The following is a 25,326-nucleotide window of genomic DNA, read 5'->3' on the forward strand; positions in this document are numbered from 1 at the left end:
TTCCGCGACAAAACCCGCCGCAGGGGGCAGGCTACAATCCCGAGCCCCGCCGAATTCAAGCCCGCGATGTCCGACGACCTGAAACAAGCCGCCCTCGACTACCACCGCGCGGAACCGCGCGGCAAGATCAAGGTCACCGCGACCAAGCCGATGGTGACCCAGCGCGACCTCGCCCTGGCGTACTCGCCCGGCGTCGCCTACGCCTGTGAGGAGATCGCCCGCGATCCCCGGCTCGCCAGCGAGTACACCGCGCGCGGCAACCTGGTCGCGGTGATCTCCAACGGCACCGCCGTGCTCGGCCTGGGCGACATCGGTCCCCTGGCCGGCAAGCCGGTCATGGAAGGCAAGGGCGTGCTGTTCCAGAAATTCGCCGGCATCGACGTGTTCGACATCGAGGTCGACGAGAAGGACCCGGACAAGCTCGTCGACATCATCGCCGCGCTCGAACCCACCTTCGGCGGCATCAACCTCGAGGACATCAAGGCGCCGGAGTGCTTCATCGTCGAGCGCAAGCTGCGCGAGCGCATGAACATCCCGGTGTTCCACGACGACCAGCACGGCACCGCCATCATTGTTGGCTCGGCCGTGCTCAACGCGCTTGAGATCGTCGGCAAGAAGATCGGCGAGGTGAAGCTCGCCACCTCCGGCGCCGGCGCCGCCGGCATCGCCTGCCTCGACATGCTCGTGGCGCTGGGCATGAAGCCGGAGAACATCCTCGCGGTGGATCGCGATGGCGTGCTCTACACCGGCCGCGGCCACATGGACCCGGACAAGCAGCGTTACGCCCGCGACACCGACAAGCGCACGCTCGCCGACATCATGCACGGCGCCGACCTGTTCCTCGGCCTCTCCGCCGGTGGCGTGCTGAAGCCGGAAATGGTGGCGACGATGGCCGACAAGCCGATCATCCTCGCCCTCGCCAATCCCTATCCGGAAATCCTCCCGGAAGACGCGAAGAAAGTGCGCCCGGATTGCATCATCGCCACCGGCCGTTCGGACTACCCGAACCAGGTCAACAACGCGCTGTGCTTCCCGTACATCTTCCGCGGCGCGCTCGACGTCGGTGCGACCGAGATCAACGAGTCGATGAAGCTCGCCTGCGTGCGCGCCATCGCCCAGATCGCGCGCATGGAATCGTCCGACCTGGCCGGTGCCTACGGCGGCGAGATCCCGAAGTTCGGCCCCGACTATCTGATCCCGCGCCCGTTCGATCCGCGCCTGCTGGTGATGCTGGCGCCGGCCGTGGCGCGTGCGGCGATGGATTCGGGCATGGCCACGCGCCCGATCCTCGACATGAAGGCGTACGAGGAGAAGCTCGCCCAGTTCATCTACCGCACCGGCCTGCTGATGAAGCCGGTGTACGACCGCGCCCGCACCGACAAGAAGCGCGTGGTCTACGCCGAAGGCGAGGAAGAGACCGTGCTGCGCGCCGTGCAGACGGTGCTCGACGAGGAACTCGCCTATCCGATCCTGATCGGCCGCCCCGAGGTGATCGAGGCGCGCATCGCGCGCCTGGGCCTGCGCATGCAGGCGGGCGTCGATTTCGAATTGACCAACATCAATTCCGATCCGCGCTTCGATTCCTACTGGCAGCAGTACCACGCCCTCACCGAGCGCCGCGGCGTCACCCCGGCGGCGGCGAAGAACCTGCTGCGCTCGCGTCCCACCCTGATCGCGGCGCTGATGGTCGAGCGCGGCGAAGCCGACGCGATGATCTCCGGCCTGGTCGGCCGCTTCCACAAGAAGCTCGGCTACATGCGCAGCGTGTTCGATTTCGAGCAGGGCGTCACCGGCACTGCCGCGATGACCGGCGTGATCAACGACCAGGGCGTGTGGTTCTTCCTCGACACCCACGTGCAGTTCGATCCGAGCGCCGAACAGATCGCCCAGGCCACGCTGCAGGCGACCTACCGCATGAAGCTGTTCGGCATCGAGCCCAAGGTCGCGCTGCTGTCGCACTCCAACTTCGGCAGCCACGACGATGCCTCCGCGGCGAAGATGCGCAAGGCGTACCAGATCATCCGCGAGCGCGTGCCCAAGCTCGAGGTCGACGGCGAGATGATGGCCGACACCGCGTGGGACGAAGAGCTGCGCCACCGCATCTTCCCCAACTCCACGCTCAAGGGCCGCGCCAACCTGTTCGTGATGCCCAACCTCGACGCCGCCAACATCACCTACAACATGGTGCGGGTGATGACCGATGGCGTCGCGATCGGCCCGATCCTGATGGGCCTGGACAAGCCCGCGCACATCCTCACACCGGCTTCGACCCCGCGCCGCGTGGTCAACATGACCGCGATCGCCGCGGTGGATGCGCAGATCCGCGCGGCACGGAAGTAAGCAGGGCACGCGACGGGCATCGCGTCGCGACGCGATGCCCGTGGGATGAAGCCGAATAGGGAGAAGCAGGGCATGCGCCTGAAGTACTGCAAGCTGCCGCAGGGCAATTTCGGCGATGACCTCAACCTGGAACTGTGGCCTGCCCTGTTCCCGGACCTCGAAGCGCAGCATCCCGACACCTGGCTCTACGGCATCGGCACCATCCTCGGCGGCACCCAGCCGGACGGCCCCAAGGTCGTGCTCGGTTCCGGTTGCGGCTATCGCGGCACGCCGCAGCTCGGCAGCGACTGGCGCGTGTATTGGGTGCGCGGTCCCGGCACCGCGGCCAAGTGCCATCTCGATCCCGCACTCGGCCTCGGCGATGCCGCGGTGCTGTGGCCGCCGCTGCATCGAACGCCATCACCGGTCAGTGGCCGCATCGGCCTCGTCCCGCACCACAAGAGCTACGACAGCTGGGACTGGGACACGCTCGCGCGCGAAGCAGGTCTTTACCCCATCGATCCGCGCCAGTCGCCGCAGGCTGTCGCCGACGCCATCGCCAGTTGCGAGCGCGTGCTCACCGAATCCCTGCACGGCGCGATCTTCGCCGACACCCTCGGCGTACCGTGGCGCGCACTGGTACTGGCGCGCCGCTTCAACAACTTCAAGTGGCAGGACTGGCTCGACACCCTCGGCATGAAGCTCAACAGCGCCGAGGTGCACGTCGAACTCAAGCGCAAACTGTCGACCGGCAAGACCATCGGCAACCGCCTCGCCCGCTTCGTCGGCGGCCCGGACGAACGCAACCACCTACGCCCCGTGCGCGCCGCGACGGCGTCCGACGTCGAACGCGTGCGCCGGGAGCTGATCGACATTGCCAGCGCGAGCGGCGCCTTCGTCCTCAGCGACCTCGCCGCTCGCGCCCGCCAGCAGGAACGGATGCGCGAGGCCTGCGCGCGTTTCGCTGTTGACCATGGGCTGCAATTCCTGCGCCCGCACCACCCCCATCCCAACCTTCCCCCGCACGCGGGGGAAGGAGCCTGACACCAGTGCCCCCATCCCAACCTTCCCCCGCACGCGGGGGAAGGAGCCTGAGACTCCCTCCCCCGCGTGCGGGGGAGGGCTGGGGAGGGGGCATTCCGGCGCCGGGAAGCGGCACGAACGCCATGCCTTCATCCCACGGCAGGCGCCAGCCCAGCCTGAACCAGCCGCCGATAAATCCCTTCGGTCTTGGCAATGAAAGGTCCCATGCCGAATCCGGCGACAGCCCGGTCGCGCGCTGCCGCGCCCATGGTCGGCAGCTGCTCGCGCTGTTCCAGCATGTGCTGCAGGGCCTGCGCCAGGGCCGCCTGGTCGCGCACCGGCACGACCCAGCCCTCGCGCCCCGGCGTGATGTTCTCCGGCAGCCCCGCGTAGTCCGTCAGCAGCACCGGCTTGCCCATCGCCATCATCTCGCGACACGCGAAGGAGATCGTTTCCACGTCGTGCGACAGGACGAAGCCGGCGTCCAATGCCGCGATGAGCGGCCTCACATCGGCCAGCATGCCCGGGAAATGCACGCGATCGGCCAAGCCCAACGCGGCAATGCGTTGGCGCTGCTCCACGGCCGGCGGCTTGCCCGCCACCAGCACGTGCACGCGCTCGCCCAGCGGCGCCGGCAGCAACGGCAGCGCCTCGACCAGGTCCATCCACCCCTTGTAGAGCGCCGTTCCCGCAATGCTGCCGATCAGCAGGGCGGGCGCATCACCGACCCAGCGCTGCCGTTCCGCGCTGGCCGCGCCCTCCGGCCATGGCATGAAGTGCGCGATGTCGATGCCGTTGTGCACCGTTTCGAGATGACAGCGCCGATAGGCCGACTGCTGCAACTCGCGCAGCGTGTAGTCGCACACCGCGATCACCTGGTCCGTGGCGCGGGCGCGCAAGCGCTGGCCGATGCCGGCAATCGGCTTGGAGTTGTGCTTGGTCAGCACGATCCGTGGCCGCCGGCGCAGCCCGCGCATGGCCGCCAGCACCAGCCGGTGGTCGGCCGAGCCATTGACGTGGACCACGTCGAAGTCGTGCGCGCGCAGCAACGCCGCCAGCGCGCGGCGCGCGCGCCGCCGCGAACGCAGCTGCTTCAGGCCGTTGGGGAATTCCTGCGCCGCCACGTGGACGCCGGCCAGGCCTCGCGCCTCGCGCAGCAGGCGGCTGCTGGCCGGCGCCGCGACATGCACCTCATGCCGGGTCGCCAGCGCACGCGCCAAGGTGACGATGTAGGTGGTATGGCCACCGCCATCGCCGTCGTGGAAGTTGGTGTACAGCAGTTTCATGCCGGAGTACCTGTCGGGGCCGCGGGGTTTCGTGCCACGACCCTTACTTGCGGTCGGTCAGTACGCTCAGTGCACGCTCATACCGCTTCCACCAGGGTGCCGCGCCGCGTAGCGCGAGCGAGGCGTAGCGCTTCTTCTCCGCCCACGACGGATCCGGCTTGGTCCGGTATTCCAGCTTGGCCAGCTCCAGGCAGGAATCGTCCAGGCCGGCCATGCGCGCGTAATGCCCGACCAGCGCGCGCGAATGCAAGCGATTGAGGTAGTTCGCCGTCTGCGTGCGGTTCGACCACCAGCCGTTGTTGCCATGGATGCGATAGCCCACGCTGCCGGTCGGCAGGTAGTACTTGCGCGCGCCCAGCACGCTGGCGCCATAGACCAGACAGTTGTCGGCCGACAGCCGCCACGTCCGCGTGTAGTCCGCCGGCAGCTCCAGGCAGCGCCGCGCGACGTCCGCGCGCAGCGACAGGGCCGAGGTCGGCGCCCCGTACCAGTACGTGAGCACGTAGGTGCTGATGGCGGTGTGGCCCAGGTCCGTGGGCCGGTCCGCATAGCCCACCGTGCGCTGTTCGTTGCCGAACAGGCAGATGTCGCTGAACACGAAACCGACATCACGCCGCACGTCGAAGATCGCGCCGACCTGCTGCAGGTAATCCGGTGTCCAGCGGTCGTCGGCATCGAGGAAACACAGTACGTCGCCCGTTGCCGCGGCGACCCCGCGCTGGAACGCCACCAGCTGCCCGCCGTTCTCGCCGCATAGCAGCGTGACGCGCGGATCGTGGCCGTAGCGTTGCCTGAGCAATTCGACGCTGCCATCGGTGGAGCCGTCGTCCACCACGATGACCTGCGCCGGCGCGCGCGTCTGCGCCAGCGCGCTTTCGATGGCCTCCTCGACGAAGGCCTTGTAGTTGTAACTGGTGACGATGACGGAGAAGGAGGTGCTCATGCGGCCACCATCAGCGTCCGCTTGAAATAGGCGATCGTTTCGCGCAGCCCGTCTTCCAGCTGCACCGTCGGCTCCCAGCCGAGCTTGTCGCGCGCCATCGCGATGTTCGGCTGGCGCTGTTTCGGGTCGTCCGCCGGCAGTGCCTTGAACGCCAGCTTCGAGCGCCCGCCCACCTGCTTCAGGACTTCCTCGGCGAGCTGCAACATGGTGAATTCGCACGGATTGCCCACGTTGATCGGCCCGGTGAAGCCACGTTCGGTGTCCATCATCCGCACGAACCCCTCGATCATGTCGTCGACGTAGCAGAAGCTGCGCGTCTGCTGGCCGTCGCCGTAGATCGTGATGTCCTCGCCCCTGAGCGCCTGCACGATGAAGTTGCTCACCACGCGGCCATCGTTGGGATGCATGCGCGGGCCGTAGGTGTTGAAGATGCGCACGACCTTGATGTCGAGGTTGTGCTGGCGGTAGTAGTCGAAGAACAGGGTCTCGGCGCAGCGCTTGCCTTCGTCGTAGCAGGCGCGGATGCCAACCGGATTCACACGGCCCCAGTAGTCCTCCGTCTGCGGGTGGATCTCCGGATCGCCGTACACCTCGCTGGTCGAGGCCTGCAGGATCCGCGCCTTCAGGCGCTTGGCCAGCCCGAGCATGTTGATCGCGCCGTGCACGCTGGTCTTGGTCGTCTGCACCGGATCGAACTGGTAGTGGATCGGCGACGCGGGGCAGGCGAGGTTGTAGATCCGGTCGACTTCCACGTACAGCGGGAAGGTGACGTCATGCCGCATCAGTTCGAAGTAGGGATTGCCCAGCAGGTGGGCGATGTTCTGCTTGCCGCCGGTATAGAAGTTGTCGACGCACAGCACGTCGTGGCCGTCGCGCAACAGGCGCTCGCAAAGGTGCGAGCCGAGGAAGCCGGCACCGCCGGTCACTAGGGTCTTGAGCATGGGTCCTGGGGGAAAGCACGAGGGAACGCTGGGCGCCGCATGATCCTGCCCTTTGCCTGAATTGGCCGATAGCGGGAATGCGCGAAACGCGCGGGCTGGTCACAAACCGGCCGGCGCGCAGGGTACGTGCCGGGCGGGGGCGCCAGCAGATCGGTTCCCGCAAAGCCCTGTTCCACCGCTGGCACGTACTGGCCGCTGGTGACCAGGATCTTTTGCATCGGAGTCCGTTGTGGGATGAGCGCCATCTGGCACTTGCGCATCATGCCCTTCGCAGCGTTTGGCCGAAAGGTTTGCACTCCCGGCCCGCGCCGCCGTTCACAGAACCCAACCCGTCCTCACCGCGTGTTGGCCGCCTACCCGGTTTCAACGAGCGCGTTTATCCGCCCGACTTCCATTCGCGGCCAGGCCCAGCGCCATCGCGAACGGCAGCCAGACCAGCAGCCAGGTCGGGCGTACGCTGCCCAGCACCTGCGGCATGTCGATTTGCAGCGCGATCGTGGCATACGTCCACAGCGTCAGCACGATGCGACCCTGCGGGCTGCCGCGGTGCCGCCAGCCCTGCCACGCCACCGGCAGCCACACGGCCACGGCCAGCAGCAGACCCGGCAGCCCCAGTTCCACGGCCACCTGGGTCAACACGTTGTGGGTATGCACATAGGGCTGGCCCTTCACCCATAGGGTGAAGGATTCGCCCAGGCCCAGACCCCTGACCGGATGCGCGGCGACCAGCTGCCCCGCCTGGGCGAAGAGGCCCGGGCGCAGCGACATGCCCCGTTCCAGCAGCACGGTCCAGCCTGCCGCGGCGGCCACCAGCGCCACGAGGGGCAGCGCCAAGGTGCCGAGCGCCAGCCAGCGGACCGCCCGTTCCGGCCGCCACAGCGGCATCAGCTGGACGCAGGCAACCAGCGCCAGCCATGTGCCGCGGCTCTGGGTCAGGGCAATGAATATCAGCGGGAAGCCGACCGCCACCCAGCGCAATACCGACCAGCCGCGGCCTGGAATGTCCAGCTGGCTCAACCACAGCGCTACTGCGCCCATCAGCATGGCGGCGTAGTTGGCCGTGGCGATGGTGCCGAACCCGATGATGCGCCCGTCCGGCATTGGCGCGACCACGTATCGGATGATGAAGCCCAGCGCGCACAGCGACAGCCCCAGCCCCGTGGCCAGCAGCAGCGAGCGGATCCGGCCCGCGTCATTGGCCGCAAAGGCGTGCCAGCCCAGCACGAATGCGAGCACGCTCAGCAGCGCCGCCAGGCCATCGAACGGTTTCTCCAGCGTGGCCCAGCACAGTGACAAGGCCGCCCAGGACAGCAGCGCCAGGAACACGCGGAACGCAGGCAACGGCCACAGCTGTCGCCACACACGCGCCTGCTGCGCGAAGGCGACGTAGTAGGCGGGCAGGAACAGCAGCACGATCAGGCCGGCCATGAAGGCGTGGCCCGGCCCGAGCGAGGCGTTGGCCGGCATGATCGCCATGCCGACCATCAGCCAGCCGAGGCCAAGGCCCAGCAGTGCACGTGCCAGGGGCATTGCTCCTGACTCGACGCGCGTGGCTCCTGGCTCGACGCGCGTGCGCCATTGGCTTGCCCTGGTCTGCATTGCTCCTTGCTTCCTGGTCGCGCGGTCGCACCGCGCCGCCGGCGGGTCCGGCATGATCCCGCCACGGTGGTTGCCGCCACGTGAGGGGGCGCGCCGGCATGGCCGCAACCATTGCGCGCTGCATCGCGCCGCGCGCTGGAAACGTATTCGCACCGGCCGCTTGACCTCGGTGGGTCGGCCGAATCCGTCCGCCTGTTAGAATCGCGGCTCTAATCCAAAGACCCACAGCGTAGCCGGCGCGCTGCGCGGAGCCCCCACGATGAACTGGCTGAACGAGCTTCTCGCAAACGATCCCGATCCCACCGAGACCCGCGAATGGGTCGAATCGCTGCAGGCGGTGATCGACCGCGAAGGCAACCCGCGCGCCCACCAGCTGCTTGAAGGCATGGTCGAAGTCGCCCGTCGCGCCGGCGCGCACCTGCCGTTCCAGCCCACCACCGAATACATCAACACCATCCCCGCGCACCTCGAGGCCAAGTCGCCCGGCGACGCCGCGATGGAATGGCGCATCCGCTCGCTGATCCGCTGGAACGCGATGGCGATGGTGGTACGCGCCAACCGCAAGCCCGGTGACCTCGGCGGCCACATCGCCTCGTTCGCCTCGGCCGCCACGCTCTATGACGTCGGCTTCAACCATTTCTGGCGCGGCCCCGAAGGCGACCACCCCGGCGACGTCATCGGCGTGCAGGGCCACAGCTCGCCCGGCATCTACGCGCGCTCCTTCCTCGAAGGCCGCATCAGCGAATCCCAGCTCGACCACTTCCGCATGGAAGTCGACGGCCGTGGCGTCAGCTCCTACCCGCATCCGTGGCTGATGCCCGACTACTGGCAGGTGCCCACGGTGTCGATGGGCCTGGGCCCGATCTCCGCGATCTACCAGGCACGCAACTGGAAGTACCTCGAAGGCCGCGGCCTGCTGCCCAAGACCGACCGCAAGGTCTGGGCCTTCCTCGGCGATGGCGAAACCGATGAGCCCGAATCCCTCGGCGCGATCTCAGTCGCCGGCCGCGAAGGCCTCGACAACCTGGTCTTCGTCGTCAACTGCAACCTGCAGCGCCTCGACGGTCCGGTGCGCGGCAACGGCAAGATCATCCAGGAACTCGAAGGCCAGTTCCGCGGCGCCGGCTGGAACGTGATCAAGACCATCTGGGGCAGCTACTGGGATCCGCTGCTCGCGCGCGATACCAATGGCGTGCTGCGCAAGCTGATGATGGAAACCGTCGACGGCGAATACCAGAACTGCAAGGCCTTCGGCGGCAAGTACACGCGCGACAACTTCTTCGGCAAGTACCCGGAGACCGCCGCGCTCGTCGCCAACATGAGCGACGACGACATCTGGCGCCTCAACCGCGGCGGCCACGATCCGCACAAGGTCTACGCCGCCTACGAGGCCGCGCGCAACGTCACCGGCATGCCGACCGTGATCCTCGCCAAGACGGTGAAGGGCTACGGCATGGGCGCCTCGGGCGAATCGCTCAACCCGACCCACGGCACCAAGAAGATGGATGACGAAGCCGTCCGCCTCTTCCGCGACCGCTTCAACATCCCGGTGACCGACGCGCAGCTCGTCGACCACCAGGTGCCGTTCTACCACCCCGGCAAGGACTCGCCGGAAGTCGAATACATGCACGAGCGCCGCAAGGCCCTCGGCGGTTACCTGCCGCAGCGCCGCCGCAAGTCGGTCGAGTCGCTCGAAGTCCCCAAGCTCGAAGCCTACGACCGCCTGCTCAAGACCACCGGCGACCGCGAGATCAGCACGACCATGGCGTTCGTGCAGATGCTCAACATCACCCTGCGCGACAAGTCCGTCGGCCCGCGCTGCGTGCCGATCGTCGCGGATGAAGCGCGCACCTTCGGCATGGAAGGCCTGTTCCGCCAGCTCGGCATCTACGCTCCGCAGGGCCAGAAGTACAAGCCGGTCGACCGCGACCAGCTCATGTACTACCGCGAGGATTCCGCAGGACAAGTGCTGGAGGAAGGCATCACCGAAGCCGGTGCGTTCTCCTCGTGGCTCGCGTGTGCGACCAGCTACAGCACCAACAACCTGCAGATGCTGCCGTTCTACATCTACTACTCGATGTTCGGCTTCCAGCGCATCGGCGACAGCGCCTGGCAGGCGGCGGACATGCGCGCGCGCGGCTTCCTGCTCGGCGCCACCGCGGGCCGCACCACGTTGAACGGCGAAGGCCTGCAGCACGAAGACGGACACGGCATGGTCCAGGCCGGCCTGATCCCCAACTGCCGCAGCTACGACCCGACCTTCAGCTTCGAAGTCGTCACGATCATGCAGCACGGCATGCAACGCATGCTCACCGAGCAGCGCGACGAGTACTACTACCTCACCCTGATGAACGAGAACTACACCCACCCGGACATGCCCGAGGGCAGCGCCGAGGGGATCATCAAGGGCATGTACCTGTTGCAGGACGCGGGCAAGCCGAAGAAGGGCGAACTGCGCGTGCAGCTGCTCGGCTCCGGCACCATCCTGCGTGAGGCCATCGCCGCGGCCGAACTGCTCGACAAGGATTTCGGCGTCAGCGCCGACATCTGGTCCTGCCCCAGCTTCAACGAACTCGCGCGCGACGGCCACGACGCCACCCGCACCAATCGTCTGAATCCGGAAGCCAAGACCCAGGCCAAGCCCTACGTCACGCAGCTGCTCGAAGGCCGCCAGGGCCCGGCCATCGCCGCCACCGACTACATCCGCATCTACGCCGACCAGATCCGCGAGTTCGTGCCGATGCGCTACACCGTGCTCGGCACCGACGGCTTCGGCCGCTCGGACACGCGCGCCAACCTGCGCCGCCATTTCGAAGTCGACCGCTTCCACATCGCCCACGCCGCCATCGCGGCGCTGGCAGCGGACGGCAAGATGACGGCGAAGGACGTGGCCCGCGCGATCAAGCAGTACAAGATCGACAGCGAGAAGCCGAACCCGGTGGGTGTGTGACACCTGCGCATCCGGCGCAGGGCAGCAGCAACGCCGCCATGCGCGTCGCCGTGCTTGAAGACGACGAGCTGCTGCGCGAGTCGTTCCTGCTGCCCACGCTGCGCGCCTACGGCTTCGATGTCGTCGGCGCCGGTACCGCGGCGGAGCTCTACCGCCGAATGGTCGGACAGACCTTCGACATCGTGCTGCTCGACATGGGCCTGCCCGACGAAAACGGGCTCGACGTCATCCGCCACCTGCGCGCGTCCCTGCCCAATCTCGGCATCGTCATGCTCACCGCCAGCAGCGGCCGCGACAAACACGTGCGTGCGCTGGCCGACGGCGCGGATGCATTCCTCGCCAAACCGGTCGATGGCGAAGTGCTGGCGGTGACCCTGCACAGCCTGGCGCGGCGTTTGTCGCCCACGCGCACTCGACAAGCGGCGACCGCGCTCGCGACTCCCGCACGCTGGCGTCTCGAGACCAACGGCTGGTGCCTGGTCGCACCGAACGCCGCGCTACTGGCGCTGACCGCCTCGGAACGTTGCGTGCTCGAACTGTTGTTCGCCGCCAACGGCCAGCCGGTCGAACGCGAAGTGCTGCTCACCGCGCTGGCCGGCGACGACCGCGACTTCGATCCACGCCGGCTCGATGCGTTGGTGCATCGCCTGCGCCGCAAGGCCGAAGCCGCCGCGGAGACGACGCTGCCGCTGGTGGCCACGCGCGGCGTCGGGTTCCTGTTCGCCGGTTGAACCTCGCGGTCAGCCCTCGGCCAACGGCAACCGGATCACGAACGTCGTCCCTTCGCCGCTGACGCTCTCCACGGCAATCGTGCCGCCGCACTTCTCGACCACGTCATGCGTCACCGCCAGGCCCAGGCCGGTGCCGCTGCCCATGGGCTTGGTCGTGTAGAACGGTTCGAACACCTTCGCGCGTACCGACTCCGGCATGCCGCAGCCGGTATCGGACAGCGCCAGCTCGAGTTCGGCGGCATCGCTTGCGCGTTTTGCGCTGACGATGAAACTGCCGCCTTCCGGCATCGCATCGCGCGCATTGGCGGCGATGTTCAGCGCGATCAGCTCGAACTGGCCGCGATCCATCAGCACCGGCAACGACTCGTCGCCTATCTCCAGCTGCACGCGCGTCCCGGCGCCGAACAACTGACGCAGCATCGGCTGCAGTTCGCGCAGGGCCTGCGCCGCATCGAACACCTCCGGCCGGCTGAGATCCTGCCGGCCGAAGTTCAACAGCTTGCGGCTGATCGACAACGCACGCCGCACCGACAGCTCCACGCCTTGCAGCGCGTCGATCAAGGCCTTTGATCCGTGGTCGGCGATGCGCTCGCGGTCGGCGGCATAGCCCAGCGCGACGTTGAGCACGTTGTCGAAGTCGTGGGCAATCCCGCTGGCGATCCGGCCGACCGCTTCCATTTTCTGCGCATGGATCAGTCGCGCCTGCGCGCGTTCGCGCTCGGCCATCTCGCGCTGCAGGCGCTCATTCGCCTTCGCCAGCGCGCGGCTCTTCTGCTCGCTTTCGTCCAGGCTGCTGCGCAAGGCGCGGATGGTGCGGTCGAGCACGATGGTGATCAGCACATACAGCAGGAACGCGGACATCGCCCAGTTCGGTGCATAGGCCTTGGCCGGCGCCAGCGCCGGCCGGAACGCATCGACGAACGCGCCCAGCACCAGCATCAGCACCAGCGACGCGAACACCTTCCACAACGCGCCGCGCCCGAGCACCAGTCCGCCGATGACGAGCGAGAGCACGGGGTAGGTGGTGTCGATGACCAAGCCGCGCAGCCCGGTCTGCAGGAACACCACGGTCAGCGACACCAGGATCGCCGACAGGAACAACACCACGGCAGGCCGCAGCCGGCCGCGCCGGATCAACCAGACACCGATCCAGGCCGAAGCAATGATCGCGACGTCGGTGGCCGCGTTGAGCCAGGTGGAAACGGCGGGCGCGCGGCTGACGAAGCCCGACACGAACAGGTAGTGGTAGAGGTTGATCGGCAGGTACACGCCGAAGAACAGCAGGACCACCTGCATGAACGGCGCGTTCTTGCGATCGACCGGGTCGCTGATCGGCACGCGGTTGAGCCACGCGGCCACGGCTTGCCAGGTACGACGGATCACGCTTCCTCTCCCAGGTGCCAGCAGCCAACTCCCCATGGAGCGGTCCGCCCGAAGGGGCGGCTGTCTGCATTCTCGTCAGCGTCGCGAGGCCCGTCAAAAAAGGTCCGTGCCAAGCGCGAAATTTCGCGAAATTTCGCGAAAGAACCGTGGATGACTTCGCCCACCCCGCTGCCCAGAGTTCGGCAGACACGGCCTGCCCGTGCGTCTTGATCAAACCCTGGGGAAAACACGTTGATGAACACGTCCTACCGAGCGCCGGAGAGCGCGCCGACCACTCTGCTGCCGACCAGCATGCCGCCGACCACCCGCCTGCCGAGGACGGCAATGGCAATCGCCCTGGCAGCCGTCCTGTGCGGCGCCGCGCTGCCGGCGCTGGCGCAGTCGCAGTTCGATGCCACCGGCCGCACCGATCCCGCCGACGATGTCGGCACCTATGTCGAGGGTGAAGAAGCCACCGCCGCCGGCGAAGCCTCCAATGCCATCGGCAACGGCGCCTCGGTCTTTGGCGCCGGCTCGCTCGCGTTCGCCAACTGGGCCAGCGCCTTCGGCTTCAATGCCTCCGCGCTTGGCGAAAACGCGCTGGCGATGGGCTCGCAGAGCTACGCCGCGGGCGCCAGTTCAACCGCGATCGGCGGCGCCTATGTGAGCTGGGACGGCACGGTCTACTACACCCAGGCCAACGACGTCGCCACCACGGCGGTCGGCGCCGGCGCGCGAGCCGACTACGGCTTCGGCGTCGCGCTGGGCACGCTGGCCTGGTCCGAAGGCGCCGGCGGCGTGGCCATCGGTGCCAACACCCACGCCATGGGCTTCTACAGCATGGCGATCGGCGGCAACGCCAGCACCACCTCGCCGTTCGCAACCGCGATCGGCTCCTTCAGCGTGGCCCAGGGCTGGGAAAGCGCCGCCTTCGGCAACGCCGCGCTGGCGACGGATTTCTTCGGCACCGCGCTGGGTTCCACCGCCAATGCCACCGGTGTCGCAGCCACCGCACTCGGTTCGTATTCGCTCGCCTTCGGCGACGGCAACACCGCGGTCGGCTACCACTCAATGGTGATGGACTGGAACGACGAACACGCCGACATCGGCGGCCACGTCGTCAACGGCACCGCGCTGGGCAGCGAGTCCGGCGCGAACTGGGAAGGCGCCGCGTTCGGCTACAACGCCTGGGCGCGCAACACCGGCAGCGTGGCGATGGGCGCCAATGCGTGGGCGCAGAGCGACGACGGCGTCGCGATCGGGCGCTTCGCCCAGGTCACCAGCACCGGCACCAACAGCGTCGCGATCGGTGCGGGCTCGGTGGCCGACCGCGCCAACACGGTTTCGGTCGGCGCATCCGCGGACTGGACCGACGACGTCACCTTTGCGACCCACGCCGCGATCGATCGCCAGATCACCAACGTCGCCGCCGGCACCGAGGGCACCGATGCGGTCAACCTCGACCAGCTGAGCGCGGTCGAGACCAAGGCCGACACCGCGATCACCGCGGCCACCAACGCACAGTCCACGGCCGATTCGGCACAGACCACGGCCGATTCGGCATTGACCGCCGCCAACGCCGCACAGACCACCGCCGACACCGCGCTGGCCGCGGCCAGCAACGCGCAGGGCACCGCGGATACCGCACTGTCGACGGCCACCACGGCACAGACCACCGCGGACACCGCACTGACCACGGCCACCACGGCACAGACGACCGCCGACACCGCGCTGACCACGGCCACCACGGCGCAATCCACCGCAGACACCGCAATGACCACGGCGACGAATGCCGAGGCGACCGCGGACACCGCCCTCACCGTGGCCAACAACGCCGTCGGCACCGCCGTGACCCAGGCCAACACCTACACCGACCAGGAAGTTGCTGGCGTGGTCGGTACCGCGGTCACCCAGGCGAAGGCCATGGCCGACACCGGCGATGCCGCCACCCTGGCGTCGGCGCGCACCTACACCGACACCACCGCCACGCAGACGCTGAGCTCCGCCAACGCCTACACCGATGCCCGCTTCGCCGCGTGGGACGACAACCTCCTACAGCTGCGCAGCGATGTCGAACAACGCCTCGGCAAACAGGACCAGCGCATCGACCGCCAGGGCGCGATGAGCGCCGCGATGCTCAACATGGCCACCAGCGCCGCCGGCGTGCGCACGCAGAACCGCGTCGGCGTCGGCATCGGCACCCAGAACGGCGAGGCCGCGCTGTCGATCGGCTACCAGCGTGCGATCAGCGATCGCGCCACGTTCACCGTGGGCGGTGCGATCAGCGGCGACGACAACTCGATCGGTATCGGCGCGGGCTTCGGCTGGTAAGCGCACTTCACGCCAAGCGGATGGCGGCGCTCCCGATGGAGCGCCGCCCCAACATCACTCGGGGAATACAGCAGTCATGAACAAGAAGCAGAACACCAAGGCCCAGATCGTCACGGCACTGACCGGCAGCCTGCTCGCCGTCGCCGTGCTCACGCCCGTCGCCTTCGCCGCCGGCGTCGCCGCCAAGGCCAAGGTCATGCCGATGCAGAAGATGGCCACGACCAACCGCAGCTCGTCGCGCCTGATCGTCACCTATCGCGCCAACGTGGTCGCGCCCACCGACACCACGCGCAAGCGCGCCATCGTCGAAGCCGCCGCGGCCCGCGCCAACGTACGCATGACCGGCACCGCCAAGTCGACCACGCCGATGCATGCGACGCGCGTGCGCGCGCTGAAAGGCGGCCGCGACCTCATGGCCCTCGGGCGCATGCTCAACCCGGCCGAGCTCGACAAGATCGTCAGCCAGCTCAAGGCCGACCAGACCGTGCAGAGCGTCGAAGTCGACCGCATGATGCAGCCCACCGTGTGGTGGGACCTCAACGACCCGTACATCGCCGAGCAGTGGAATCTGTACAACCAAGTCGGCGGCATCCGCGCAGACGTGGCGTGGGATACGTCCAGGGGCGACGGCGTGATCGTCGCCGACCTCGACACCGGCGTGGTGCCGCATCCGGACCTCAACGCCAACCTGATGCAGGGTTACGACTTCATCACCGATGCCTTCGTCTCGCGCCGCCCCACCAACGACCGCGTGCCGGGCGCACTCGACTATGGCGATTACGCCAACGGCAACTACACCGAAACCGACGACTGCGGCGCCTACAGCGGCCCGAGCGATAGCAGCTGGCACGGCAGCCACACCGCCGGCACCATCGCCGAGGTGAGCAACAACGGCGTCGGCGTCGCCGGCGTCGCCCACAACGCCAAGGTGTTGCCGGTGCGCGTGCTCGGCCGCTGCGGTGGCTACACCTCCGACATCGCCGATGCGATCACCTGGGCGTCCGGCGGCAGCGTCGCCGGCGTGCCCGACAACCCGACCCCGGCCGAAGTGATCAACCTCAGCCTCGGCGGCTTCGGCCCCTGCGAGACCTACACCCAGGACGCGATCAACGGCGCCGTCGCGCGCGGCACCACGATTGTGGTCGCCGCCGGCAACTCCTCCACCGACACTTCGCTGTTCTCGCCCGCCAACTGCCAGAACGTGATCGCGGTCGGCGCCTCGCGCGTCAACGGCGGCAAGGCCTCGTATTCCAATTACGGCGCGATCGTCGACATCGCCGCGCCCGGCGGCGACCCGCAGGCGGACGGCGTGCCCAACGGCTACATCCTGCAGGCAGGCAACCGCAGCAGCACCGCCCCCGACCTGGACCCGGTGACCGGCCCGGCCTACTACTACATGGCCGGCACCTCGATGGCGGCGCCGCACGTCAGCGCCACCGCCGCACTGGTGCAGAGCGCCGTCGTGGCCGCAGGCCGCCCGCCGTTGACCCCGGCCGAGATGGAGGCCCTGCTCAAGCGCACCGCGCGTGCGTTCCCGGTGTCGATCCCGGCCACCCAGCCGATCGGCGTCGGCATCCTCGACGCAAGCAACGCGCTGGCCACGGCACTGCAACCGCCGTGCGATCCGCAGGCACAGGCCTGCCTCAACGCGACCGAGCTGTTCAACAAGGTCAACCTCACCGCACAGGGCGCGCCCACCGGTGGCGAGGTGCTGTACAAGTTCGTCGCCCAGGCCGGCGTGCCGGTGACGTTCATGACCTTCGGCGGCATCGGCGACGCCTCCATGTACGCCAGCTTCAACGCCGGCCCCAGCGCCGCGTCGTACCAGTTTCGTTCGGTACGCGCCGGCAACTCGGAGACCATCCGCATCACCGCACCGCAGGCCGGCACGTACTACATCAAGCTGGTGGGGACGGTGTCGTTTAGTGGGGTGACGATCGTGGCTCGGCAGTAAACGGCAGCGACCCCGGTTGCCATAGAAGATGACTACGAAGGATATGGCTAGGGCTATCAAGTGATAGTAAGAAGGCGAATCTTTTGAGTTTGAGCTTTGAAAATGAGCGATAGAAAAAGGGCGGCCAATGGCCGCCCTCATTTCGAGAAATTGATCATCAAACTATGTCAGTGTTCGAAATCTGGATCATCCCTATAGGCATCTGGATCGGGCTCGTAATCCTCAACAATAGTTTCCGGTAATCCAGGTTTGCTCTTGGGAACCGTAACTTCAATGGGGGCTGTTGCCGCCCGGAACCATAGCTCACGAATAGCTGCGTCATCGCTCTTTGGGCGCGGCCTCACATCACGCACACGAAATGTTGTCGGCAGGTTCACGGCATTTCCGAAAATCAGGGCGTGCTGCTTTGGGAGGGTCGGCAGCCGCTTCATAACGCTGTCCGATACAAATGGAGTCATCTGTCGGATATGTGCCAAATCATCCGGGTTCTGAATTCGATGAACTACGAAATTTGAGCATTGCGAAAGCACCGTCTTGGAGAGTTCACTCGGTCGCTGAGATGCGACAGTGAGGAATAGGCCGTACTTTCTCCCCTCTTTTGCTATGCGCTGAAAGATCTTGCTTGCATCTATCGCGTGGCCTGAAGCGCGCTCTGACACGTATCGATGAGCTTCTTCAAGAACTAGATTAACCGGCAGCTTGTTGCGAGGGTCGGTGCGGCGCAGGCGATCAAAGATAAGTCGTGCAATAACTGCTGAAGCAACCTCAACTACTTCGTCCGCAGCTTCATTCATGTCAAGTATGACAATCTGTGTCTCTTTAGAAAAATGTGATCCGTGGCGAACCAATCCCAAGAGCCGTTCGACATACAAGTCGATCTGTCTCTCGACAGGTTGCAGGTCGTCAGGGGGTGTGCGGAGAAAGGCAAATTCCTCGCGCTCCTTGATCCATTTGAACCTAGTCAGCATCTGGGAGCAGTAATCGCGAATTTGGCGATTTCCATGAGCCTCTTCGTACAGCAGAGCCAGATCTAGTGCGGCGCCAAGGTCATTGAAATCAAACTCTTGATGGGCATAGCTAGGTAGAACCACTTCCTCTAGCAGGCACGAATCTAGTAGGGCGGTCAACTTCTCAACACTGGCCATTTCGCCGTAGCTGATTGCTATATGCCTCTTCACTGACTCAAGGCTAATTTTCTTGGTGGAGAATCTAGACAAGAGACCACGAATCCGGTCCGCTTTGGATGGACTGGCGGTATCGCCGTTCAAGATGCAGCCTATACAGGCAGCTAGGATGTGGTCACGAATCTCATCAAGTTGCTCGCCAGACTGTGCAGAAAATAGCGTAGTTAAGCCCAGTGCGGTCCGCAGGACGGGTTGCTGCGTCCTCTCGCTTGCGCGCAAGAGTAGCTCCCACTCTTCTACGGACATAAACCAATGGGGTAGGCGAAAAAATGCTGTTTCTTCGTTTGCTCCAATGGGGGTGTCTGCTGCCCATTTCGTCGCCGTTTGAATTTCGAGCCATAGGCGTTTGATAGGTGCTGGCAGTTCCGAAAGGGCTTGACGGTACTCACCATTCACGTCGAGAAATAGAAACGTTGCTCCTCGCGCAGCGTGTTCATCGCGCTTCTCAAAAAGAGACTGCATTATCGAAGCAACCGTGCAGGACTTTCCGCTGCCAGTATTGCCTAGTACTGCAACATGCCCACCGAAAAACTCATCTATCTTTACCTTTACTGTGTAGTCCTGAAAAACCACAGAAGTTCCAATTGTTAGGGCCTTGTACCTGGTTGATCCAACTTCACCGGGGGACTTCTCGATCCAGTCATTAACTTCAAATATCCGATCTAGCTCGTCATCCAATGCGTACATGCCGTCTGCGTACAAGGATGGAAAAGTAGAGACGCCGAAGCGAAAGCCGCCATCTCTTTGCTGCGGGAGCGTCCCGACCGGGACGAGATCCAAGTACTTTGCCGATGAGGCCTTATTCAGTTCGCCAGCGCTTTCACGGGCCTCACGCGGCGAGCTCGGGTCCTTCTCTCGCAGGCCAACGACCTCCGCAACTACGTACTCGGATTGCACTGCAATCATGACGTACGATCCAAGACGAGCGATGTAATGCACATCATCAAATCCGACGACTGTGAAGTTATCGCTGCCGTGGTGTAGCTCCAGAACGAACTTGTCAGCGGAGACCGAAATGATCTTTCCTATGGCACGTCGGCGATCGTCAGTCGTCATCTTGATCAGTCTCGGTTGAGCCTTCGCTTGTCTTGGTAAGAAGCCTCTCCAGGACCTTTGCCACGGCACTGTCAACCTTGTTGCCGGGCAGCTCTGGCATGAACTTCTCAACGAAAGTGTCGAAGTAGTGAGCCTTCTGTCCTGGAAGTGGTCCTTCTCCACCGATGATCCAAATTCGTGGGTCTTCGAGCTCGCGCAAAGTTTGCGCTACGCCCATTAGATCTGGCGGAAGGAATGCAATCATTCTGAAGCTGGGAATTGTCAGCGCTTGAAAGATTATGTTGTTGACATGCTCATCGCCAAAGCTATAACCCAATACGATCAATACGCTTTGCTCGCGGACGATGTGGGACTGAAACTCCCTAAATAGATCTGAGTATGGCGACCCAAAACTCGCAGATTGCTTGGCAGGTGTCGGGTAGATCATGACTCTGTTTGTTGTGGACGGCTTCGGGTCAGGAACTTCCCGAATCGGAAAGAGGGTCTTGCCGTCTTCAGTCCAGCTAACAGATCCATGCAACTTACATAAATAGATGTAGTTGTCGACGGATGTCCATCGTTGGCGAGAGAGGTCCAGCTGTTCGCCCAGCGAGTAGCGGAATGTAGCGGGATTGAAGCGTCGCTGGACGACCCCTGCAAATCCATTTGTATACGGTGTGCCGACCAAGTCCATTGCGGTCTCGTTAAAGAGATCGTAGTTGGTCGTGAATATCCAAGGGCGCGGCAACGTTCGGTCGCGGTAGACGAGCTTCCTATAGAAGGACTGATAGAGCTCAATTACGGAATCGTCGACAACGAACTCCCCGGCGAGGCACGCTCGAAGGATGTGGCGCGTAACTTTGTCGATGACATCCTTCACTACTGTCGCTGCAGCTTTGATCTCAGGCTGAGAACTTCGATTAACGATGAACTGAAAGCTAAACAACGCTTCCATCAATCGTTCCAGGTTGCGCGAGTATTCCGCTTCACCAATGTCCAACCCAAGCTTTTCGCGAAGCAGATCACGCTCGGTCTGCGTGACATAGTTGGCGTCGCCTGGGCTGCCTATATTGCCGATGAAGGCCGATGCAAGAGGTCCCATAGTCGGAACCCCGACTTGCTGCCCATTCTTGTAGAAAGATGAGCACCCGGATCCGAGCAGAAAGCTCAAATGCCTAGCATTCATCGCGTCATTCATCTGTTCTCTTACTCGTCCCGCAGCTCGCTCCCAATCGAAATCGATGCCTTCCTTAGATGCAATCGCGTCGTAGCCTCCCTTCAGGAATGAAAAGACCGGGTTTCCTTCTTTTGACTTCGCGCTGTCAGACATCGGGGCTCCTGTTGCTACATGCGGAGTAACTTGGTTGTACCGTTACTGATTGGCGAATTTATCTGGCCCTGAAGAAGGGCAGCACTTGTCCGCTGTGGAATCTTCGGGTTCTGAAGAAAAGTTCAGAGTGCGGTTCTTCCGACGGTAGTTCGCTATTCCGAGGCCTGCAGGGCAGATCGCTCGAGATCAACAAAGACACCGTCATCGCCAATGTTGGCGCCGCTATAGCGTTGCTCCAAACGAATGTTCTCATTCTTATCCAATGCCTCTAAGACTGGCTCGTCTGAAAGCTCTTGCCGCAAGTTATGGCTCAGACGCTGAAGCGCTTTGAGTACATTGGTTTCAATTCCGTACTCAACTCCATCGGCAAGCGTAATCGTGTGCCATGTGTCCTTCTGGACCAGGGATGTTGAAACGGTTGGGTCGAGAAAAAAGCTGTAGGCCTTGCAAACAGCAGCGGCATCGCTGAATTTGAGGTCGTACGCATGGCGGCTCGCAGGAGGGTCAATCAAAATGCCTTGGATTTGCTTTTTCCGAGCGAAAGAGAAGCAAGACGCCACGTGCGCTAGTGGGGCCTTTCCATTTATTGTCGCGATCTTCGCAGCCTGACTGAGCGCCTTCTTCTTCAGGGCGTCTGAAATTCCGCCTGTGCGGCCCTTGGTTTCAAAGACAATATGCCCGCGAGACTTCGTTCGACCAATGAAATCCGGTCGAGATCTTGTTGGGCCTGGAACCTTTGCGCCCGTCGTTGCCGTGCTGATTGACCACCTTGCTTTCTTTGAGAGGCCCTGCACGTGAACCAGGTATCTGGCTCCGAGGCATTGGGTGGCAGCAAGATGCGTGAGCGCTTGAGCAAGCAAAAATGACATCGCCCCCCGCTCTGATTGTTCGAGGTTGTCGAAATAGCCGGTTGGTCTGAAAGTTGGTGAAACGTAACCTTGCACCATGCTGTTCAAAAGGGCGGCTCGCCATGGTCCGCCAAGAGTGCTCGCCGACTTTCTACTCGGATATCCCACTACGAGCATAGATCTGCACAGATCGTGGATCTTCGGCAGGCTGGCAGGTGGAGGCGCTGTAATTACAGCCGGGGGAAATTTTTGAAGTTGATAGAGCGCCATGGAGTCCCTCAGGGCAAAGGCAACATCAATCTACCGATCCTTGTCGATTGATCGACTGGATACCGGAAAAGGGCGGGTTCGTACGGAAGAAGTGGATCAGGTTTATTTAGTCGCTCCCTCTGCGGGATACCGCATCACGAGCGCTTGTGTGACAAGGCCAGTCGTTCCCGCATCGAGCACGCTTCCTGCGCGTTCCGCCATGAACTGGGCTCCCCGTCCTGCAGGGTTAAAGACACGCACTTCTGCCGCCGATGCCTGGCCGGAATCGATCCACCAGCCGGGAAGGGCAAGCGCGGGAATCACGGGTACGGATTGGCCAGTTGCTTTCCGCAGGTAAGCCGACAGCCACTCGGCTTGGCGCTTCGTCTGATGAAGCTTCTTCGTGTTCGTGAAGTCAGGGAAGCGCAGCGACTGCCCGTCATACACTACCTTGAAGTGATCCTTTGCTTCGGTGGCGCGGGGCTTACGCACCGACTTGGTTTCCACGGCGTAGACCGCTCGTGGTCCGATCACTACATGGTCGATGTTGAACTTCTCGCCGGGCACGTCGTGCAGTACCGTGCAACCAAGCGCCATTAGCCGGTTGAGTTCCTGTGCCGTGTAGAGCTCGGCCTGGAGGCCGGCGTTCGCCATGCGTCGCTGCTTGCCGTGGCTAAACATGCGCCAAATCGCGCCGCCCGCCATGAGCAGGAACATACCAGCTAGGAACCAATCCCAGAAGTTGAGCTGCACGCGTGACCACTGGATACGCTGCATGGCCCAAAAGGCGAGAAAGAATGGGCCGAGAAAGAAGAGCATGGTCAGGCCGAGCATTACCTCGTCGGTATGCGCTTCCACCCGTCTGCGCAGTTGCTCGCCTGCTCCGTAGATCGCGCGGTTTTCGATGGGCGAGCGCCGACCATCACGGTCCTGCCACTTTCGATACCCAAAGAAGAGTCCCACTGCAATAAATGTCGGAATACAGACCGAGCCCATAACGATCAGAGCATTAATCCAATTCATGACTTCCTGCCTTCCGTGATCAGCCCTCAAGCTCGGAAAGACCGAGCGACTTGAGGTAGTTGTAAGTGGGGTCGTAGAAGTCGGCAGCCCGAGTCGGGTCGTCCACTGCGCCGTTAGGAACAACCAACACCATGCCTTGCCGAGCCCGGGTCAAAAGCACCCGGTAGGCGTTCTCTAGATAGCGCTTGCGCTCGGCCTTGTTGACGTTGTTCCAACGCGTGCCCTTGAACTCGTGGTGCGACCATCTGTCACCGCTAAAGCGCAGATCGCCGTCCCAGACCACGCAGGCCCAGTCCAACTCAAGCCCCTGCACTTGGAACTCGGTGGCTACGTCTTCTAAGTAGTAGGACGAGCGGATGTCGTTCTTGCCGTCCAGGAACCATTTCACCGGATCAGTCTTGACACGCACGTCGATGGCATGCGGCTTCAGGCGTTCCGCCTGAGAAGACACGACGAGACCGTAGCGTTCAGTGCCTCGGGCTTGCTCGCGCAACCATTGCTTGGCGAGATCCAGTCGGCGCGTCAGCCGAATCGGATAGCGCGCAGTCAGCTCCTGCAAGGTCTGCCTGGCCGCGGACTGTTCGATGTCCAGCACCTCGCGGACAAAACGGCTCAGCGATTCCGCTCGGAACGAGCGCATCGAGATGGCTAGATGCAGGTTGGGGTCGGGCTTGGTAGCCCGAAGTGCTAGGACCTTATCGAGTGAGGCTTGGCTGCGATACTCCGATTCGATCAAGTGTGGCGAGAGATGCACTTCCCAATCGGGGAAGCGCTGGAGGATCGCGGTGAACCATTCGCTGATACCGGCCTCGCCTGTATTGATCTCTTGACCGCCACCGACAAGACAGACCACTACGGCCCAATCCGTATGCCGGTCAAGACACGAGATCAAAAACTCGGGCTCGGATCGGTTGAATCCCGGCCTGCCCTTCTTCTTGGCCATGAACGTCGTGGTCTGCTCAAGCGTCCAGGCGCGCTGTGCCTCGTCAAACAACACGACGTGTTCGGGCGGTGGGCGGGAGTCCTTTAGGCATTCATCCCTGAAGTGGTGAACGTTCTGAACGAACGCCTCTACTTCCTTCCTCGCGTCGCCTTTGCGGAGAACGCCGCCCTCGCGCGCAGTGCGCTCGACCTTGTCGCGTGCGAGCGCCTCTCTAAGTACAGCCACCAGGGGGCCATTGCCGGAAAGAAAAACGCTGTAGGTCGCACTGTCCTTATCCAGGTGGCGATTGGCTACATCCAGGACCACAAGTGTTTTGCCGGCGCCGGGAACACCGGTAACAAAGCAGATCGCCTTCTTTCCGTTGGCCTTGGCGCGCTCGATGATCTGATCGACGGCCTTGGAGGTGACGGCGAGATTCTTGGCGCCTGCGTCGCTGCGCGAGATGGACTCCACAGAGTGGCCGGCATAGAGCGCACGAGCCGCCTCGACGATGGTTGGGGTTGGCAGGTAGCGCCCGCGCTCCCATTGGTCGATATCAATGCGAGGCGTGGAAAAGAATGCAAGCGCCTCGGTAACGACGTCCTGCAAGGCGCTCACGCTGCAGCGAATCGGCCGCACCAACCCATCCGCGTGCAGGGTGGCTTGGAGCGCAATCGGCTGTGGGTCCGCCTTCGTGGCAATCAGGACCGGCGCAATGCACAGATCATGGCTGGACTCGTGAAAGTGCTTGAGATCGAGCGCGTAATCCCAGACCTGGTCCAGCGCGGCGGGTTGGAACTGGGCCTCGCCGGCCTTGAACTCCAATACGAAAAGCACGTGTCCAACGATCAGAATGACGTCGGCGCGCCGGCCCAGGCGCGGAATCGTGTATTCGAAGTACAGCTTGGCGTTGTCGCGCTCCCCATCCGGAAGTGTCAGCGCCTTAAGGATCGCGATCTGCTCCTGCCAAGCGTTGTTCTGGGTCAGCTCAACGTTGCCGCCCGCTCGCCGGAACAATTCACCAAGGATCTCGTCGCTACTGCGCCTAACGAAGTTATCGAACGTGTCGCTATACATCCAGCGATACACGACACCAGCAGTTACCGCGGATCGATTGCCGCCTTCCATTCTTCCTTGCCCCACCACGCGCTCCCCCAGCGCCGGCCGAGGGTAGCAGGTAGGCGCACATAAGACTCGTGCGGCAACGCGAACCCCTTGTGTGAATAAGTCAGCTAGTACCGCTGAGGACCGCGCAGCCTTCCAGATTCGCGCTTGGTCTGAGTGCGTCCAAGCACG

Annotated in this window: 16 protein-coding genes; 6 read left to right on the plus strand and 10 right to left on the minus strand. The window is 64.0% G+C overall.

The features are described from left to right. The first annotated feature begins 66 nt into the window (after window positions 1-66). A complete protein-coding gene (locus ACYVGE_RS07490; protein WP_460728586.1) occupies window positions 67-2,340 on the plus strand; it encodes an NADP-dependent malic enzyme in 2,274 nt (757 codons plus the stop codon). Window positions 2,341-2,385: 45 nt separating this feature from the next. Beyond that, window positions 2,386-3,363 carry a polysaccharide pyruvyl transferase family protein gene (locus ACYVGE_RS07495; protein WP_460728588.1) on the plus strand — a complete coding sequence of 326 codons (978 nt, stop codon included), beginning with the start codon at window positions 2,386-2,388 and terminating at the stop codon, window positions 3,361-3,363. A 128-nt stretch (window positions 3,364-3,491) separates the two neighbouring features. Here ACYVGE_RS07495 and ACYVGE_RS07500 read toward each other — a convergent pair whose 3' ends face one another. The 4 genes from ACYVGE_RS07500 to ACYVGE_RS07515 form a co-directional block, all read right to left on the minus strand. Continuing rightward, window positions 3,492-4,628 carry a glycosyltransferase family 4 protein gene (locus tag ACYVGE_RS07500; protein WP_460728590.1) on the minus strand — a complete coding sequence of 379 codons (1,137 nt, stop codon included), beginning with the start codon at window positions 4,626-4,628 and terminating at the stop codon, window positions 3,492-3,494. Window positions 4,629-4,671: 43 nt separating this feature from the next. Beyond that, window positions 4,672-5,571, minus strand: a complete 900-nt coding sequence (locus ACYVGE_RS07505; protein WP_460728593.1) for a glycosyltransferase family 2 protein — start codon at window positions 5,569-5,571, stop codon at window positions 4,672-4,674. Next, the gene (locus ACYVGE_RS07510) at window positions 5,568-6,512 is read right to left on the minus strand and encodes a UDP-glucuronic acid decarboxylase family protein (RefSeq protein WP_460728595.1); all 945 of its coding nucleotides are present in this window, start codon (window positions 6,510-6,512) and stop codon (window positions 5,568-5,570) included. Before ACYVGE_RS07510 ends, ACYVGE_RS07505 begins: the two co-directional genes overlap by 4 nt. A 363-nt stretch (window positions 6,513-6,875) precedes the next feature. Next, window positions 6,876-8,042, minus strand: a complete 1,167-nt coding sequence (locus ACYVGE_RS07515; protein ID WP_460728597.1) for an O-antigen ligase family protein — start codon at window positions 8,040-8,042, stop codon at window positions 6,876-6,878. A 328-nt stretch (window positions 8,043-8,370) separates the two neighbouring features. On the opposite strand from ACYVGE_RS07515, the gene aceE reads away from it, so the two are divergent. Next, window positions 8,371-11,061 (plus strand): pyruvate dehydrogenase (acetyl-transferring), homodimeric type, encoded by a 2,691-nt coding sequence (aceE, locus tag ACYVGE_RS07520; protein WP_460728599.1) that lies wholly within the window; start codon window positions 8,371-8,373, stop codon window positions 11,059-11,061. Between the two features lie 38 nt (window positions 11,062-11,099). Next, window positions 11,100-11,792, plus strand: coding sequence for a response regulator transcription factor (locus tag ACYVGE_RS07525; RefSeq protein WP_460729109.1), 693 nt, complete (start codon window positions 11,100-11,102; stop codon window positions 11,790-11,792). 9 nt (window positions 11,793-11,801) lie between these two features. Here ACYVGE_RS07525 and ACYVGE_RS07530 read toward each other — a convergent pair whose 3' ends face one another. Next, the gene (locus tag ACYVGE_RS07530) at window positions 11,802-13,175 is read right to left on the minus strand and encodes a sensor histidine kinase (RefSeq protein WP_460728601.1); all 1,374 of its coding nucleotides are present in this window, start codon (window positions 13,173-13,175) and stop codon (window positions 11,802-11,804) included. Between the two features lie 234 nt (window positions 13,176-13,409). Between ACYVGE_RS07530 and ACYVGE_RS07535 the strand changes: the two genes are divergently transcribed. Both ACYVGE_RS07535 and ACYVGE_RS07540 read left to right on the plus strand, forming a co-directional pair. Continuing rightward, on the plus strand, window positions 13,410-15,485 hold the full coding sequence (locus ACYVGE_RS07535; RefSeq protein WP_460728604.1) for a YadA-like family protein: 2,076 nt from the start codon (window positions 13,410-13,412) through the stop codon (window positions 15,483-15,485). A 76-nt stretch (window positions 15,486-15,561) separates the two neighbouring features. After that, window positions 15,562-17,439, plus strand: a complete 1,878-nt coding sequence (locus ACYVGE_RS07540) for a S8 family peptidase (RefSeq protein WP_460728606.1) — start codon at window positions 15,562-15,564, stop codon at window positions 17,437-17,439. A gap of 167 nt (window positions 17,440-17,606) precedes the next feature. On the opposite strand, the gene ACYVGE_RS07545 is transcribed toward ACYVGE_RS07540, so the two are convergent. The 5 genes from ACYVGE_RS07545 to ACYVGE_RS07565 all read right to left on the minus strand — a co-directional run bounded on the left by ACYVGE_RS07545 (window position 17,607) and on the right by ACYVGE_RS07565 (window position 25,158). Further along, a complete protein-coding gene (locus ACYVGE_RS07545) occupies window positions 17,607-19,679 on the minus strand; it encodes an ATP-binding protein (protein ID WP_460728608.1) in 2,073 nt (690 codons plus the stop codon). After that, the gene (locus tag ACYVGE_RS07550; RefSeq protein ID WP_460728610.1) at window positions 19,669-20,988 is read right to left on the minus strand and encodes an SIR2 family protein; all 1,320 of its coding nucleotides are present in this window, start codon (window positions 20,986-20,988) and stop codon (window positions 19,669-19,671) included. Before ACYVGE_RS07550 ends, ACYVGE_RS07545 begins: the two co-directional genes overlap by 11 nt. A 152-nt stretch (window positions 20,989-21,140) precedes the next feature. Further along, entirely contained in the window at window positions 21,141-22,106 is a 966-nt protein-coding gene (locus tag ACYVGE_RS07555; protein ID WP_460728612.1) for a hypothetical protein, read from the minus strand. 102 nt (window positions 22,107-22,208) lie between these two features. After that, a complete protein-coding gene (locus ACYVGE_RS07560; protein WP_460728614.1) occupies window positions 22,209-23,108 on the minus strand; it encodes a nuclease-related domain-containing protein in 900 nt (299 codons plus the stop codon). A gap of 19 nt (window positions 23,109-23,127) precedes the next feature. Further along, window positions 23,128-25,158 (minus strand): DUF2075 domain-containing protein, encoded by a 2,031-nt coding sequence (locus ACYVGE_RS07565; RefSeq protein ID WP_460728616.1) that lies wholly within the window; start codon window positions 25,156-25,158, stop codon window positions 23,128-23,130. Window positions 25,159-25,326: the final 168 nt, after the last annotated feature.

It is taken from the genome of Lysobacter rhizosphaerae (assembly GCF_054779795.1).

What these genes read in the sequence shown, in the direction of transcription:
- ACYVGE_RS07490 (WP_460728586.1), top strand. Translation starts at nt 67, where the DNA reads ATGTCCGACGACCTGAAACAAGCCGCCCTCGACTACCACCGCGCGGAA.
- ACYVGE_RS07495 (WP_460728588.1), top strand. Translation starts at nt 2,386, where the DNA reads ATGAAGCCGAATAGGGAGAAGCAGGGCATGCGCCTGAAGTACTGCAAG.
- ACYVGE_RS07500 (WP_460728590.1), bottom strand. Translation starts at nt 4,628, where the DNA reads ATGAAACTGCTGTACACCAACTTCCACGACGGCGATGGCGGTGGCCAT.
- ACYVGE_RS07505 (WP_460728593.1), bottom strand. Translation starts at nt 5,571, where the DNA reads ATGAGCACCTCCTTCTCCGTCATCGTCACCAGTTACAACTACAAGGCC.
- ACYVGE_RS07510 (WP_460728595.1), bottom strand. Translation starts at nt 6,512, where the DNA reads ATGCTCAAGACCCTAGTGACCGGCGGTGCCGGCTTCCTCGGCTCGCAC.
- ACYVGE_RS07515 (WP_460728597.1), bottom strand. Translation starts at nt 8,042, where the DNA reads ATGCCCCTGGCACGTGCACTGCTGGGCCTTGGCCTCGGCTGGCTGATG.
- aceE (WP_460728599.1), top strand. Translation starts at nt 8,371, where the DNA reads ATGAACTGGCTGAACGAGCTTCTCGCAAACGATCCCGATCCCACCGAG.
- ACYVGE_RS07525 (WP_460729109.1), top strand. Translation starts at nt 11,100, where the DNA reads ATGCGCGTCGCCGTGCTTGAAGACGACGAGCTGCTGCGCGAGTCGTTC.
- ACYVGE_RS07535 (WP_460728604.1), top strand. Translation starts at nt 13,410, where the DNA reads ATGAACACGTCCTACCGAGCGCCGGAGAGCGCGCCGACCACTCTGCTG.
- ACYVGE_RS07540 (WP_460728606.1), top strand. Translation starts at nt 15,562, where the DNA reads ATGAACAAGAAGCAGAACACCAAGGCCCAGATCGTCACGGCACTGACC.
- ACYVGE_RS07545 (WP_460728608.1), bottom strand. Translation starts at nt 19,679, where the DNA reads ATGACGACTGACGATCGCCGACGTGCCATAGGAAAGATCATTTCGGTC.
- ACYVGE_RS07550 (WP_460728610.1), bottom strand. Translation starts at nt 20,988, where the DNA reads ATGTCTGACAGCGCGAAGTCAAAAGAAGGAAACCCGGTCTTTTCATTC.
- ACYVGE_RS07555 (WP_460728612.1), bottom strand. Translation starts at nt 22,106, where the DNA reads ATGGCGCTCTATCAACTTCAAAAATTTCCCCCGGCTGTAATTACAGCG.
- ACYVGE_RS07560 (WP_460728614.1), bottom strand. Translation starts at nt 23,108, where the DNA reads ATGAATTGGATTAATGCTCTGATCGTTATGGGCTCGGTCTGTATTCCG.
- ACYVGE_RS07565 (WP_460728616.1), bottom strand. Translation starts at nt 25,158, where the DNA reads ATGGAAGGCGGCAATCGATCCGCGGTAACTGCTGGTGTCGTGTATCGC.